This window comes from Aeromonas dhakensis (assembly GCF_002285935.1).
Lineage (GTDB): Bacteria > Pseudomonadota > Gammaproteobacteria > Enterobacterales > Aeromonadaceae > Aeromonas > Aeromonas dhakensis.
On sequence record NZ_CP023141.1, the window covers coordinates 1,986,683 to 2,001,490 of the forward strand.

At 59.8% G+C, this 14,808-nt stretch carries 12 protein-coding genes; 11 read left to right on the forward strand and 1 reads right to left on the reverse strand.

The window, feature by feature from the left end:
• Positions 1 to 26 precede the first annotated feature (26 nt).
• The 3 genes from CK627_RS09740 to oxyR all read left to right on the forward strand — a co-directional run bounded on the left by CK627_RS09740 (position 27) and on the right by oxyR (position 3,570).
• On the forward strand, positions 27 to 662 hold the full coding sequence (locus CK627_RS09740) for a DsbA family protein (protein ID WP_095592223.1): 636 nt from the start codon (positions 27 to 29) through the stop codon (positions 660 to 662).
• Between the two features lie 218 nt (positions 663 to 880).
• Positions 881 to 2,521, forward strand: a complete 1,641-nt coding sequence (locus CK627_RS09745; protein ID WP_017764994.1) for a methyl-accepting chemotaxis protein — start codon at positions 881 to 883, stop codon at positions 2,519 to 2,521.
• Between the two features lie 152 nt (positions 2,522 to 2,673).
• Positions 2,674 to 3,570, forward strand: coding sequence for a DNA-binding transcriptional regulator OxyR (gene oxyR / locus CK627_RS09750; RefSeq protein ID WP_010633192.1), 897 nt, complete (start codon positions 2,674 to 2,676; stop codon positions 3,568 to 3,570).
• Between the two features lie 69 nt (positions 3,571 to 3,639).
• Here oxyR and CK627_RS09755 read toward each other — a convergent pair whose 3' ends face one another.
• On the reverse strand, positions 3,640 to 6,129 hold the full coding sequence (locus CK627_RS09755; protein ID WP_010633193.1) for a penicillin-binding protein 1A: 2,490 nt from the start codon (positions 6,127 to 6,129) through the stop codon (positions 3,640 to 3,642).
• Between the two features lie 287 nt (positions 6,130 to 6,416).
• On the opposite strand from CK627_RS09755, the gene tapM reads away from it, so the two are divergent.
• From tapM to CK627_RS09795, 8 genes are all read left to right on the forward strand, one after another.
• Positions 6,417 to 7,487, forward strand: coding sequence for a PilM family type IVa pilus assembly protein TapM (gene tapM / locus CK627_RS09760; protein WP_017787953.1), 1,071 nt, complete (start codon positions 6,417 to 6,419; stop codon positions 7,485 to 7,487).
• Positions 7,475 to 8,053 carry a PilN family type IV pilus biogenesis protein TapN gene (gene tapN / locus CK627_RS09765; RefSeq protein WP_017781609.1) on the forward strand — a complete coding sequence of 193 codons (579 nt, stop codon included), beginning with the start codon at positions 7,475 to 7,477 and terminating at the stop codon, positions 8,051 to 8,053. The genes tapM and tapN overlap by 13 nt, the downstream gene beginning before the upstream one ends.
• On the forward strand, positions 8,050 to 8,649 hold the full coding sequence (gene tapO / locus CK627_RS09770; protein ID WP_005298374.1) for a PilO family type IV pilus biogenesis protein TapO: 600 nt from the start codon (positions 8,050 to 8,052) through the stop codon (positions 8,647 to 8,649). The genes tapN and tapO overlap by 4 nt, the downstream gene beginning before the upstream one ends.
• Positions 8,646 to 9,176 carry a pilus assembly protein PilP gene (locus tag CK627_RS09775; protein WP_005298376.1) on the forward strand — a complete coding sequence of 177 codons (531 nt, stop codon included), beginning with the start codon at positions 8,646 to 8,648 and terminating at the stop codon, positions 9,174 to 9,176. The genes tapO and CK627_RS09775 overlap by 4 nt, the downstream gene beginning before the upstream one ends.
• Before the next feature lie 16 nt (positions 9,177 to 9,192).
• Positions 9,193 to 11,394 (forward strand): type IV pilus secretin PilQ, encoded by a 2,202-nt coding sequence (locus CK627_RS09780; RefSeq protein WP_095592224.1) that lies wholly within the window; start codon positions 9,193 to 9,195, stop codon positions 11,392 to 11,394.
• Between the two features lie 191 nt (positions 11,395 to 11,585).
• On the forward strand, positions 11,586 to 12,104 hold the full coding sequence (gene aroK, locus CK627_RS09785; RefSeq protein WP_005298388.1) for a shikimate kinase AroK: 519 nt from the start codon (positions 11,586 to 11,588) through the stop codon (positions 12,102 to 12,104).
• Positions 12,105 to 12,118: 14 nt separating this feature from the next.
• The gene (gene aroB / locus CK627_RS09790) at positions 12,119 to 13,201 is read left to right on the forward strand and encodes a 3-dehydroquinate synthase (protein ID WP_095592225.1); all 1,083 of its coding nucleotides are present in this window, start codon (positions 12,119 to 12,121) and stop codon (positions 13,199 to 13,201) included.
• Positions 13,191 to 14,789 (forward strand): SPOR domain-containing protein, encoded by a 1,599-nt coding sequence (locus tag CK627_RS09795; protein WP_095592226.1) that lies wholly within the window; start codon positions 13,191 to 13,193, stop codon positions 14,787 to 14,789. The genes aroB and CK627_RS09795 overlap by 11 nt, the downstream gene beginning before the upstream one ends.
• Positions 14,790 to 14,808 lie beyond the last annotated feature (19 nt).

Below are 14,808 nucleotides of genomic sequence, written 5' to 3' on the forward strand. Positions count from 1 at the left end.
TTTAGCCGAATGAACGAGTGAATGATATGAACGAAACGACTCTGCATTATGTATACGACCCCCTCTGTGGCTGGTGCTACGGCGCCGCCCCGCTGTTGAAGGCTGCGGCTGCCATCCCGGAACTGCGCATCGAGCTGCACGCCGGTGGTCTCTGGCTTGGCGGGCGCAGGCAGGCGATGGGCCAGGCCCTGCGTGATTACGTCCGTCCCCATGACGAGCGGATCCAGGCGCTGACCGGCCAGGCTTTCGGCGAGCGCTATTTCAACGAGCTGCTGCTGCGCGATGGGCTGCTGCTGGATTCGGAGCAACCGATCCGCGCCATCCTGGCGGTGACATCCCTGGGGGGCAATGGGTTGGTGATGCTGCACCGCATCCAGCAATCCCACTATCGCGATGGCATCTGGATCGGTTCTCTCGAGCATCTGACCAGCCTGGCGGCGGAGCAGGGCATTGCGCAGGAGGCCTTTGGGCAGGCGTATCAGGCGGTTGAGATGGCAAGCCATCTGGCGGACAGCCAGGTCTGGATGCGTCGTCTCGGCGGGCAGGGTTACCCGACTCTGGGGCTGGTGCAGGGGGACAAGGTAACGCCCTTGTCAGCGTCCTCTTTCCTGGGCGAGCCCCAGGCATTTGCCCGCCATATCCAGCAGCTGATGGGGCGCTGAGAGGGGAATTGGTATCCTGCCGAAGATAATCTTGGCCGGATGAGTCCTGAGTGGATTTTCCTGCCTGGGCGACCCTCATGCTATCCCCGTGAAGGGCGATATATTGAGCCGCGGATAGTATGAAAATCATCCGCTTGCAATCATCGCGCTATGCTCTATGGGGATAGCCCGGACGTTCAATGTCAGGGGCTTGCGTCTAGCCGCCAAGGATACCAATCATGTTCAAAAATATGTCTATAGGTCAGAAGTTGAGCGCCGGTTTTGCGGTGTTGGCATTATTGGTGCTGGTCATCGCCGGATTTGGGATCTCCAGGCTCTCCTACCTGAATGCGAACACTCAGCTTATTGTCAATAACCTGGTGCCTTCCATTCGCTATGCCAGCCAAATGCACGTTGCGCTGCTGGATGCGCGTCGAGCCGAACTGGCCATGGTCATTGCGTTGACCAACAATGACCAGGCGGATATCGCCAAACGGAACGACAGTTTCTCGGATGCCAAGGCTCGCTTTCTAAAAGCGTTGTCGGATTATGGCCGTTTGGCTTTCAACGACGCAGAAGAAGAGCAGACCTATCGTGCCTTGCAACCAGCAGGAGAGGCCTACTTCAGCGCCCATGATCAGCTGTATCAAGCGGTCATGAACAACGAAGGCGCCAAGATTGGCGAGTATCGGGATGGCATTACCCGCACTACGTTGGACCAGACCACTCAGCTCACAATGACGTTGCGCGAGATTAACGACCGCATTGGTAGTGCCATGCATACCAGCAGTGAGCAATCATATGAGTCAGCCAAACTGCTCAGCATAGCGATTGGACTCGTGACGCTGCTTTTCGTGGTGTTGGTGGCTTGGTATCTGACTCAACAGATCAAGCGCCCGGTCAACGCGTTGCTGGAGGTGGTTGGTAAAGTGTCGGGAGGTGATCTGGCGACCCATCTTGACACCAGCCAGTTCAACAATGACGAACTGGGTCAACTGGCCAAGGGCTTTGGCGAGATGCAGAAAAACTTGCGCAATCTGGTCAGTGAAGTCTCCGGCTCCGTGGTGCAACTGAGCTCTGCGGCCGAAGAGATCAGTGCGGTTGCCCGTCAGTCCGCCAACAACATGAACAGCCAGCAGCACGAGCTGAACCAGCTGGCCACCGCCATGAACGAGATGCAGGCGACGGTGCAGGAGGTGTCCCGCAACACCAGCGATGCCGCCAGTGCCGCCAGTGCCGCCAGCAGCACCGCCGAGCTGGGGGCCCGCACCGTCAACGACTCCATCAAGCGCATTGAGCAGGTGGCCGGTGCCATCGAGAGCACCGCCGTGGTGATTCATCAGTTAGGTGACGACAGCCGCAACATAGGCATGGTGCTGGAGGTCATTCGCGGGATCGCCGAGCAGACCAACCTGCTGGCACTTAACGCCGCCATCGAGGCGGCCCGGGCCGGGGAACAGGGGCGCGGTTTTGCGGTGGTGGCCGATGAGGTGCGCACCCTGGCGAAACGGACCCAGGACTCCACTTCCCAGATCAACACCATCATTGCCGAGCTGCAGCAGCGGGCCGAGCAGGCCGGCACCACCATGCAGCAAAGTCAGGACATGATGAACTCCACCGTCAGTACGGCGCGCGAGGCGGGGGCGTCCATCTCCGAGATCAGCGGCTCGGTGGAGAGCATTTCCCACATGAACATCCAGATTGCGACCGCCACCGAAGAGCAGGGGGCGGTGAGTGAAGAGCTCAACCGCAACGTGGTCAATATCAGCCATGCCTCGGAAGAGGTGGCGGCCGGGGCGACCCAGATGGCGCAGGCCTGCAACGACCTGAACCATCTGGCCACCCAGCTGCAGGAGCTGGTACGTCGCTTCCGGGTGTGATGAGGCGACGCTGACCCGACGGGCCCGGATCCAGGATCCGGGCCCGTTTTATTTATCCCCTGCGCATGGTCTGTCCAATCTCACCATCCCTTGTCCCTCCCGCCGTTCTTGGGCATGCTAATGGCCCCATTGGTTGGCAGGATTCTGGATGTATGAACCTTCGCGATCTCGAGTATTTGGTGGCGCTGGAAGAGGAGAAGCACTTTCGCAAGGCGGCGGAGCGCTGTTTCGTCAGTCAGCCGACCCTGAGCGGCCAGCTGCGCAAGCTGGAGGATGAGCTGGGGGTGATCCTGATCGAGCGCACCTCCCGCAAGGTGCTGTTTACCCCGGCTGGCGATGCCATGGCCCAGCAGGCTCGCAAGGTGCTCAAAGAGGTGCGCGAACTCAAGAGCATAGGCCAGCACTTTGCCGAACCAATGTCCGGCGAGATCCACATCGGCTTCATTCCCACCGTCGGCCCCTATCTGTTGCCCCACATCATCCAGGATCTGCGCGAACATTTTCCCAAGCTGGAGTTCTACCTCTATGAAGAGCAGACCCAGGTGCTGCTCAAACGGCTGGAAGAGGGGGAGCTGGACTGCCTGATCCTGGCTGAACTGGAGGGGATGGAAGGGTTTGGCTCCATCCCTCTCTATCAGGAGCCCATGTGGCTGGCGGTGCCCCAGCAGCATCCGGAGGCGAAGGCCAAGGCGGTGCCGCTCAGCAATCTGAAGGGCAAGAAGCTGCTGATGCTGGCCGATGGCCACTGTCTGCGGGATCAGGCGATGGGCTTCTGTTTTGCAGCCGGCATCGGCGAGGATCAGCGTTTCAAGGGCACCAGCCTGGAGACGCTGCGCAACATGGTAGCGGCCGGCAGCGGCATGACGCTGGTACCCAGGCTCGCGGTGCCTGCCAATACCGAAGAGGGCGGCGTGAGCTACCGGCCGGTGATCGATCCGGTACCGGGGCGTACCATAGCGCTGCTCTACCGCCACTACTCGGTGCGCCGGCCCTGCTTCAACGAGCTGGCGGCCCGCATCTCGAGCCTGATGAAAAGCCTGCTCGGCTGACGACAACGCATTCGTGTTCACCAAAAGAAAACCGGCGCCAGGGCGCCGGTTTTTGTCTGCTGCGGTTGCTTAGAAGATATCGTCGGTGGAGACAGGGCCGTCAGTGTCCGAGCCGTCGCCGCCATAGACCTGATTGCCATCCGAGCTCTGGGTGGCGAAGCGGGTCGGTTCGGTGCCTTCCTTGAAGAACTCGTCCGTGCTGCTGCCATCGGTGCGGTTGGTTAGCAGGCCGGTTTCACGGTCGATGCGCACCGTGATGATCCCTTCCGGCACCGGCATCTTGCGCTCGGGGATCTGCTTGAGCGCCGTCTTCATGAAGTCGATCCAGATGGGCTGTGCGGCGCCGCCGCCAAACTCGGCCCGGCCCAGGCCACGCTGGTGGTTGTCAAAACCGATCCAGGAGGTGGCGACCAGGTTCGGGGTATAGCCGGAGAACCAGGCATCGCGTGACTCGTTGGTGGTCCCGGTCTTGCCCGAAATATCGTGGCGCTTGAGATCGCGAGCCGCCCGCCAGCCGGTGCCGCGCCAGCCATTGCCGCCCCAGATGGCGGTGGTCAGGGTATCGGTGACCAGGAAGGCGCTCTGGGCGCTGATGGTCTGCGGCGCCATGTTGTTGGGCACGACGGGATCGATGGGGCACTGGGCCTTCCAGTCGGGGGCCGTATTGGCATAGGCATCCGCGCTGTCCAGACCGGCGGCGGCCAGTACGCCGCAATCACGGCAGGCGGCGGCCGGGTTGGCCTGATAGAGAGGCGCGCCGAAGCTGTCGGTCACCTCGGTAATGAAGTAGGGGGTGACCTGGAAGCCGCCGTTGGCCAGCACCGAATAGCCGCGCACCACTTCCAGCGGGGTGAACTCGGCCGCGCCCAGCGCCAGCGATTCGTTGGGCGAGATGGTGTCGCGGGCAAAGCCGAAGCGGGTGAGGCCGTCGATATAGGTATCCAGCCCGATGGCGCGCATCAGCCGCACCGACATCACGTTCTTCGACTTGGCAAGACCAAGGCGCAGCGGTGTGGGACCGTCATAGATGGCCGGGGAGTTCTTGGGCTGCCACATGGGGCCCTTGGAGGGATCCCACTGGTTGATCGGCGCATCGTTGATGAGCGAGGCCAGGGTATAGCCCTGCTCCAGTGCGGTGGCATAAAGGAAAGGTTTGATGTTGGAGCCTATCTGGCGACGTGCCTGATCGACCCGGTTGAACTTGGACAGCTCGAAGCTGAAGCCGCCGACCAGCGCCTCGATGGCGCCATCCTGCGGATTCATGGCCACCAGGGCGGCGTTGACCTCGGGGATCTGGGAGAGCAGCAGCTCTTCACCCTTCTCCCGTACCCAGATCTGGGCGCCGACCTTGAGTACGTCCCGTGCCGATTTCGGGGCAAAACTCTGACGATCGTCGGTGATGAAAGAACGAGCCCACTTGATGCCGTTCCAGCCAAGCTCGGCCTGTTTGCCGTTTTTCAGCACTATGGTCGCGCTCTTGTCACCCAGCTTGGTGACCACGGCGGCCATCAGCGGCTGATAGGTCGGCTGCTTGGCCAGATGGGCCATGATCTTGTCGTAATCCCAGTCGGCCTCGCCGCTCTTCCACAGCTGGGCGGTCACCCCCTTGTAGCCATGGCGGGTGTCATAGTCGAACACGCCGTCGAGCAGAGCCTGACGGGCAGCCCGCTGGCGCTTGGCGGTGACTGTGGTGTAGACGTGCAGGCCCATGGTGTAGGCGTCTTCCCCAAACTGCTCCACCATCTTCTGGCGAACCATCTCGCCGAGATAGGGGGCGTTGAGGGTGGTCTCTGCTCCGTGATAACGGGCCTTGATCGGCATCTTGGAGGCTTCGTCATACTGGGCCTGGGTGATCTTGCCGGTTTCCAGCATGCGGCCCAGCACCACGTTGCGGCGGGCGAAGGCCCGTTCCGGCGAACGGATCGGGTTCAGCATGGAGGGGGCTTTGGGCAGACCGGCAATGATGGCGATCTCATCCAGAGTGAGCTCTTTCACCTCTTTGCCAAAGTAGACCTGGGCGGCGGCGCCGACCCCGAAGGCCCGATAGCCGAGCGGTATCTTGTTGAGGTAGAGCTGTAGTATCTCGTCCTTGGAGAGATTCTGCTCGATGCGCCAGGCCAGGAAGACCTCCTTGATCTTGCGCACCAGGGTCTTCTCGTTGCTCAGGAAGAAGTTGCGGGCAACCTGCTGGGTGATGGTACTGGCGCCCTGGCGTGCCTGGCCGGAGACGGCCCAGACGGTGGCAGCCCGCAGGATGCCGATGGGGTCGATGCCGGGGTGCTCGTAGAAGCGGGCATCTTCGGTGGCGAGCACCGCATCGATCATGGACTGGGGAATTTCATCCAGATGCAGGGGGATGCGACGAATTTCGCCAAATTGGGAGATCAATTCCCCATCCCGGCTGTACACCTTCATCGGGGTGGCCAGCTTGACGTCGCGCAGTGCGGTCACATCCGGCAACTGGGGCTTGATGTAGAAGTAGATACCGATGAGGCTGGCAACACCCAGCACAGCACCCAGCATCATGACAATAAACAGGCGTACGAGCCATTTCAGCATGGAAGAACTACCAATCGTCTTAAAATTAGCCAACGGGCGCAGAGTATAGCCCTTTTGCCTTCGTGAATTCGAGGTTTTCCTGACGACGGTCCGGCTCCTCGAGAAGAGGCGGGAGGTTAGCACTCTGCGACTCAATAACCAAGGGGAGGAGGGCGCGGCTCGGAAAGCGAGTTGCATCACTTTTCGGCATAAACTTTATGACATTGATAGATAGAGCATTTAGGATGAGTTAAGCCATCATCTTCTGATTAGCTGTCCTACAATCAATCCTAAAACCCATATAACGCATGGATGTGTATATGTTTGGGCTATTCAACAAGGGTTCTCTGCTTCCACTGGCAGGCATTGATTTTGGAAGTCAGACCATCAAGGCCGTGACCATCACCGGCCGTCCCGGCAAGCTGCACCTCGAATCCGTGGCGGAGGTTGCCACTCCCAAAGGCACTCTGGTCGATTATCAGCTGCAGGATATCGAGCGGGTCGGCCAGTCTCTCAAGGGCCTCAAGCGCCTCATCTCGGGCAGCAGCCAGTATGTGGCTACTGCCGTCACCGGCTCCAACGTGATCACCAAGGTCATTCAGGTGGATGCCAGCCTGAGTGAAAGCGAGCTGGAAAATCAGGTCCAGCTTGAGGCTGAACAACTCATTCCTTTCCCCCTCGATGAAGTGAGCCTGGATTTCGAGATCCTGGGCAAGGTCGCCGATCAGGAGCGCCAGGAGGTGCTGCTGAGCGCGGCCCGCACCGAGAGCGTGAATGGTCGGGTCACCGCGCTGGCGGAAGCCGACATGACCACCAAGGTGGTGGATGTCGGGGCACACGCCTTGGGGCGGGCGGTACTCGCCTGTCTGCCTGAGCTGCAGGAGTGGGACAAACCGGTCGGTGTCATCGACATCGGCGCCAGCGCCATGACATTTGCCGCGCTGGTGAAGGGGGAGGTGATCTACTCCCGCTTGCAGAACTTCGGTGGCGACCAATACAGCCAGGCACTGGCCTCTTTCTACAGCCTCTCTCTGGATGATGCCGAGCAGGCCAAGCTGCAGGGCAAGTTGCCGATCGATCACGAGCTGGATGTGTTGCTGCCCCACATGAATGCGTTGCTGCAGCAGGTGCGGCGCAACGTCCAGCTATTTTGCAGCTCTTCCGGCCACCGGGAGCTCTCCAAACTGGTGTTGAGCGGAGGGGGCAGCTTGCTGCCCGGGCTGGCGGCTCAGATTGGTAACGAGCTCAGCTGCGAGGTGTTGCATCCCGATCCCTTTACCCTGTTTGGCAAACCCAAGGGAGAGGTCGCTGCCCATGGTGCCAAGTACATGACGGCGCTGGGTCTGGCATTGAGGAGCTTCACGCCATGTCAAATATAAACCTCCTTCCCTGGCGTGAAGCCAGGGCGCTGCGTCAGAAGAAGCAGTTCGGCGTCATGCTCGGTATCTTCATGGCCATCACGGCGTCCCTCGGTTTTGCCGCCGACTGGCTGGTGGAACAGCAGATCGGCCATCAGCAGCAGCGCAACCAGCGTCTGCAGCAGGAGATGACCATACTCGATGCCCAGCTTGGCGAGATCCGCCTGCTCAAGGAGCGGCGCAAGGAGCTGATTGACCGCATGCAGCTGATCGAGCATCTGCAGATGCGTCGCAACCTGCCGGTTCGTCTGTTCAACCAGCTGCCTTCGTTGGTACCCAATGGGGTGTATCTCAACACGTTGGCTCTGCAGGACAACCGGATCGACGTGAACGGCAAGACCGAAGCCTATGGCAGGGTGGCCAGCATGATGCGTCGCATCGATGGTTCCGGCTGGCTGGGGCAGTCGCAGATCAGCACCATCTTTGCGGCTGACGTGGCACCCGTCTCCCTGAGCCAGTTTTCCATGATGTTCCAGGTCGCCGTGGCGGCTGGAGCCAGCCTCGACATGGCTAAGGGGCAGAAATGAACCTGCAACAGCTCAACGAACTGGATTTCAACAACATCGCCAGCTGGCCCAAACTGGCCAAGGGGATCTTCATCCTGTTCTTCTGCGCCCTGCTTGGGGGCGCCATCTATTACTACGTGATTGCCAAGTCGCTGACTCTGTTGACCCAGGAAACCGACAAGGAGGCGGAGCTCAAGTCACAGTTTGAGAGCAAGGCGATGCTGGCCGCCAATCTCGGTGCCTACAAGGCGCAGATGGTGCAGCTTGAACAACTGGTCGATACCCAGCTAAAACAGCTGCCCAATACCCATGAAGTGGCCGGGCTGCTGGATGACATCAGCTTCATCGCCACCGACAACGGCCTCAAGTTGAATCGCATCAACTGGGAGCCGGAGATCAAGCACGAGTTTTCCACCGAGCTGCCCATGCGAATAGAAGTGGTGGGCACCTATCATGAGATCGGCAAGTTCACGGCTGACATGGCGGCCTTGCCAAGGATCGTCATTCTGGAGTCGTTCACACTGGGTCAGGGCAAGGAGCAGGATGACATGATCGCCATGTCGATGCTGGCCAAGACCTATAAATACAACGGCAAGACGGTGGAGCAGAAAAAATGAGGATACTCTGCGTTCTGTTGCCGGCATTGTTGCTGACGGCCTGCGGCGGTCAGGATGACATGGATAATTACGTGGCCGAGGTGAAGGCCAGAAAGCCGGTTCCCATTGAACCGCTTCCCGAAATAAAGCCCTTCTCTCCCATGGCTTATCATCTCAGTGATCAGCGCAGTCCCTTCATCGCTCCCCAGCCCGAGGCCAGCAGTGCCAAGACGGATGCCAAGGTGAAACCGGATTGCGCCCAGATCGTCGCCAACAGAGAGAAAGAGGTGCTGGAGAACTATTCACTGGCCAGCCTGAGCATGCAGGGTTCCCTTGGCAAGCAGGGGCAGCTGTGGGCTCTGATCAGAACGCCGGATGGTCAGTCCATCCGGGTGGGCCTCAACCAGCATATGGGGCTGGATCAGGGGCGGGTGATCAGGATCACTGACACTTACGTGGATTTGATTGAGACTATACCGGACGGCAAAGGATGCTGGGTGACTCGAGAAACCCAGCTGGGCATGGCCAATCTTGAAGCAAAACGATAATCAGGGATGAACTGCGATGAGAACAACAATAGGTAAGGCAACCAGAGTGGCCCTGCTGTTTTGCGTCGGTGCATGGGGCCAGGCCTGGGCGGTGGCCACCCTGCAGGAGGTCAAAGTCAATCCGCTGATGGCCGATCAACTGCTGCTGGAGCTGAGTTTCAGTGAACCGGTCAGCGGGTTTACCGATCGGCTCTCCTATGAACCCAACCAGTTGCTGCTGCATGTGCCGGGGGCTGTGGGGGCACTCAACGTGAATCCCCTGCCCATCAAGCAGCAGGGGGTGGATAACATCAAGGTAGAGGGCAAGGGGGCGGGTCTCGATATCAAGATTGCGCTCGATCAACTGACTCCCTATCAGGTGCACCAGCAGGGCAACAAGCTGTTGGTTGCGTTGGGGGACAAGGCGGCTATGCCGCTGCCAACCACGGCCTCTTCCTCGGGGCTGGTGGCTCCCCAGCCGAATTCGTCCGCCCTTATCAATACCCAGCCGGCAACCTCGTCGGCATTAATCAACAGCCAGCAGCTTGCCCGCCAGAGTGCTCCGGTGGCGGCGCCGGTTGCCAGCAAACCTGTGTTGCCAACCCCGCAAACTTCGGCCAGTGGCGCTTATTTCAACTCCGTCAAAGGCGTGGATTTTCGACGTGGCAAGGACGGACAGGGGGAATTTCTGGTGACGCTGGATAACAGTTCTGCCGCCGTGGACGTTAGCAGCCGCGGTCAGACTGTGCTGGCCAAGTTTCACGGCACCCGGGTTCCGGACGACCTGCTCAATCTGATCAATGTGCAGGATTTTGCCACCCCTGTTTCTCAGGTTGAGGTGTTTCGCCAGGGCAATGACACCCTGTTCGAGCTGTCGGTCAACGGCCAGTTTGATTATCGCTACGACCAGGCGGACAAGATGTTCATCGTCGAGGTGAAAAAGCGCACCGCGGCGAGTGCCGGCAAGCAGTATCAGGGCAAACCCATCTCCCTCAATTTCCAGGATATTCCGGTCAGAACCGTGTTGCAGCTCATCGCGGATTTCAACAATCTCAACCTGGTGACCACGGACTCGGTGTCGGGCAACATCACCCTGCGGCTGGATGGGGTGCCCTGGGAGCAGGCCCTCGACATCATCTTGAAGGTGCGTGGACTCGACAAGCGGCTCGACAACAACATTCTGCTGGTTGCTCCGGCGGAAGAGATAGCCGCCCGCGAGAAACAGCAGCTGGAGAGCCGCAATCAGGTTGCCGATCTGGCTCCGCTCTACACCGAATACCTGCAGATAAACTATGCCAAGGCATCCGAGGTGGCGGCGCTGCTTTCGTCTGAAAGCACCAAGCTGCTCTCTGCCAAGGGGGCGGTGAGCGTGGATGAGCGGACCAACGTGCTGGTAGTCAAGGACACCGCCGACGTCATCAGCAACATCAAGCGCATGCTGGATATTCTGGATATCCCGGTCAAGCAGGTGGTGATCGAAGCGCGCATGGTGACCATAGACGACGGCTTCGACGAGGCACTCGGGGTACGCTGGGGGGTGACCAAGAACGATGGTCACGGCAACAGTACCTCGGGCTCCATCGAGGGCAATGATGGTTCCGGCAACAACAACGGTGGCTCGACCATTACCCGTCCCGGGGTGGACGATCGGTTGAACGTCAATCTGCCGGTGACCAACGCCGCCGGTACCCTGGCCTTCCAGGTGGCGCGGCTGGCGAACGGCACCTTGTTGGATCTCGAGTTGTCGGCACTGGAGAAGGAGAGCAAGGCCGAGATCATTGCCAGCCCCCGGGTGACTACCGCTAACCAGAAGCCGGCGCTGATCGAACAAGGGACCGAGATACCCTATGTGGAGTCCTCCTCCAGCGGGGCTACCTCGGTCACCTTCAAGAAGGCAGTGCTGAGTCTCAAGGTGACGCCGCAGATCACTCCCGACAACAGGGTGATCCTGGATCTGACCGTGACCCAGGACACCAAGGGTGAAACCGTACCTACCGGTACCGGCGATGCCGTCTCCATCAACGCCCAGTCGATCACCACCCAGGTGCTGGTCAACAATGGCGAGACACTGGTGCTGGGCGGTATCTATCAGCAGACTATTACAAACGATGTGACCAAGGTCCCCCTGCTGGGTGATATCCCGGGTCTGGGGGTACTGTTTCGCAAGACGACCAGCGCGAACAAAAAGCGGGAGCTGCTGATTTTCGTGACACCGAAGATAGTCACCGAGACTTTCTGAAGACTTTACATGTGAAGGTAAAACACATATAACCTTACGCCCCAATGAGGCTGGGGCGTAAGGGCTGCGGTTGCCAGTCCTGATTTCTATTGAGATAATCCCCCTCCTGATCCATCGCAAGATAAGGTTCATAGGTACCCCGATCGAGAGTTTGTCGGGGTCGTACAGTTTGTAATTACTAACGAAAAGACATGGCTGAGAAACGCAATATTTTCCTGATAGGTCCCATGGGTGCGGGCAAGAGCACCATAGGTAGACATCTGGCAGAACAACTGCATATGGAGTTTTTCGACTCAGATCATGAGATTGAGCGCCGCAGTGGTGCCGATATCGGCTGGGTGTTCGATGTTGAAGGCGAAGAGGGTTTCCGGATCCGCGAAGAGAAGGTCATTGGTGACCTTTCCGAACAGCAGGGTATCGTGCTGGCAACGGGTGGCGGTGCCATCAAGAGCCGTGAAACACGCAACAAACTCTCTGCTCGCGGCATCGTGGTGTACCTCGAGACCACCATTGAGAAGCAGCTGGCCCGGACGCAACGTGACAAACGTCGCCCGCTGCTGCAAACCGAAGAGCCGCCGCGCGAAGTACTCGAGCGTCTGGCGCAAGAGCGCAACGCCCTGTACGAAGAAGTGGCTGACTTTGTCATCCAGACTGATGACCAGAGCGCAAAAGTTGTTGCCAATCAAATCGTCAAGTTGATCGGCATGTAATCAAGAGGACGTCCATGGAAAGGTTGAAGGTCGAACTGGGTGAACGCAGCTATCCCATCGAGATAGCGGCAGGTCTGTTGCAGCATGCAGAGGTGCTGACGCAAACCATCAAGGGCAAGCGGGTCATGATAGTGACCAACATCGTTGTCGCCCCCTTGTATCTTGAGCGCATTACCCAGCTGCTGTCCGGTTATCAGGTTGAACACCTGATCCTGCCGGATGGCGAGGCCTACAAGAACCTGGCAACCTTCGAGCGGATCATGTCCGCTCTGCTGGAAACCAACCATGGCCGTGATACCACTCTGATCGCCCTGGGGGGCGGTGTGATAGGCGACGTGGTCGGCTTTGCTGCGGCAAGCTACCAGCGTGGCATTCCTTTCATTCAAGTGCCTACCACACTGCTCTCCCAGGTTGACTCCTCCGTCGGCGGCAAGACCGCCGTCAACCATCCTCTCGGCAAGAACATGATCGGGGCCTTCTATCAGCCCAGACACGTGGTCATCGACACCGAGTGCCTTCAGACCCTGCCTGCCCGTGAATTCGCCGCCGGCATGGCCGAGGTGATCAAGTACGGCATCATCTGGGATGTCGAATTCTTCTGCTGGCTCGAAGCCAACATGTTCCGTCTGCAGGCGCAGGAGCCGGCCGCGCTGGCCTATGCCATCCGTCGCTGCTGCGAAATCAAGGCCGATGTGGTCGGTCAGGACGAAACCGAGCATGGCGTGCGTGCCCTGCTCAACCTGGGTCATACCTTCGGCCATGCCATCGAAGCCGAAAAGGGCTACGGCAACTGGCTGCACGGCGAGGCCGTGGCGGCGGGCACCATGCTGGCAGCCTGGACCGCACAGGCCCGTGGCGATGTGACCGAGCAGGACGTAGCCCGTATCCGGGCACTGCTGCTGGCGGCCAATCTGCCGGTACAGGCACCGCCCGAGATGGATTTTGCCGCCTTCATTCGTCACATGCATCGCGACAAGAAGGTGCTGGAAGGCAAACTGCGTCTGGTGCTGCCGGTTGGCATCGGTCATGCCCAGGTAGTGGCCGATGTCTCCGATGCTGAACTGCTGGCGGTGATTGAGTCTGGTCGTGACAAATAAACTGCTGAAGCTTCCTTCCCAGCGGCAGCTGGTTGACCGGCTGCTGCATCTGATTGAATTCAATCATCCTTTCATTTTTCTTTCCGGCAAACCCGGCAGTGGTCGCGGCACCTTGTGTCAGGCCATGCTCGATAGCCTGCCTGAAAAAGTCCGCGTCGCCAGCCTGATCGGCAGTCCGGCCATGAAGATGGTGGACGTGCGCCAGTTGTTGCTGCCCCAGGTGGTGGCCCGCCCGCTGTTCAATCCACAGGATGCGCTGGCAGACAGCTTCTTTCGCATGCTGGAGGGCAAACCGGCCACATTGCTGCTGCTGATCGAACGGGCAGACGAGCTGCCTGCCGAACTGGTTGGCGAGCTGTGGAGCCTGTGCCGCCACAACGACACCCTGGCTGTGCCCCATCAGCTGGCGATCATGGTGTCCGGCAGTGACGTCTGGTGTCGCACCCAGAAGGCGTTGCTCAAAGGGCGTGCCATGCCGGCACTGGAGCTGGAAGTCGCGCCGCTGAGCGCCCCCGAACAACGTATCTTCTTGTATGAGAAGGCCAAAGAGCTCAAGATCCCGACAGCCCTCTTGCCCAAGCCGAAAGTGGAAGAGATCCTGAAAGTGGCGAATGGACATCCGTCCACCATCATGCAGTTACTGGAGGATATCATGACCGACAGAAGGCCCAAGAAACGTCAGGCCGAGTTGCCTGTCAAGAAGATTGCGACCCTGCTGGCACTGGTTGCCGGCGGCCTGCTGGCGCTGAGTTATCTGCTGCCGGCCCTGTTCAGCAGTGACGACAAAGGGGCCGTACCTGAACCCGTCCAGAGCACGGCGCTGCCGATCCCCGTGTCGGGTGGCGACCCGCTCACCGTCGGTGGCAGCAACAGCAGCCAGAACGGCAATCAGAGTGTGAACAATGATGGTGCCGCCACCAATCAGGGGGGTGTGGTACGCGACTGGCAGCCTGATGCCAAGGCCTTGCCCAAGGCGGTGGAGAGCGACACGGTTACCACCGAATCGACCAACTACGAGGGGCGCCGGGTGGTGATCTCCGACGAGGTGGTCGAGAAGCTGATGAAGCAGCCCAACGTCAGCGGAGCCCTGCCCACGGCGGTGGTGGATGAGCTGACCGGTGCCGATTCCCGGGCGGCAGCCACCCAGGATGAGCCTGCCAGGCAGGCGGCCACACCCAATGCCACCGCCCAGCCGGCAACAGCCGCCAAGGCCCAGCCCGTGCAGGCTACCAGCAAGCCGGTGGTCAAACCGGCCGCCGCCGAGCCGGTGGCGACTCCTGCACCCAAGGTGGCGCTGACTCCCGCCGCCACCCTGAACAAGAAGCCGCGCAGCCACTACAGCATCCAGCTGATGGGGGCGAGCAACACCAAGGCGGTTGACAAGTTCGTGGCCGAAAATGGCCTTGCCGGCAAGATCTGGGTCTATCAGACCCAGTTCCGCGGCAGCCCCTGGTACGTGGTGTTGCAGGGGGACTACGCCAGCAGCAACCAGGCCAAGGCCGCCATTCGCAAGCTGTCGCCCGCCTTGCTGAAGGGTCAACCCTGGCCTAAGTCGTTTGCGCAGGTACAAAAAGAGTTGAAGCAATAGCCATTTTGGCCGGGAAGGG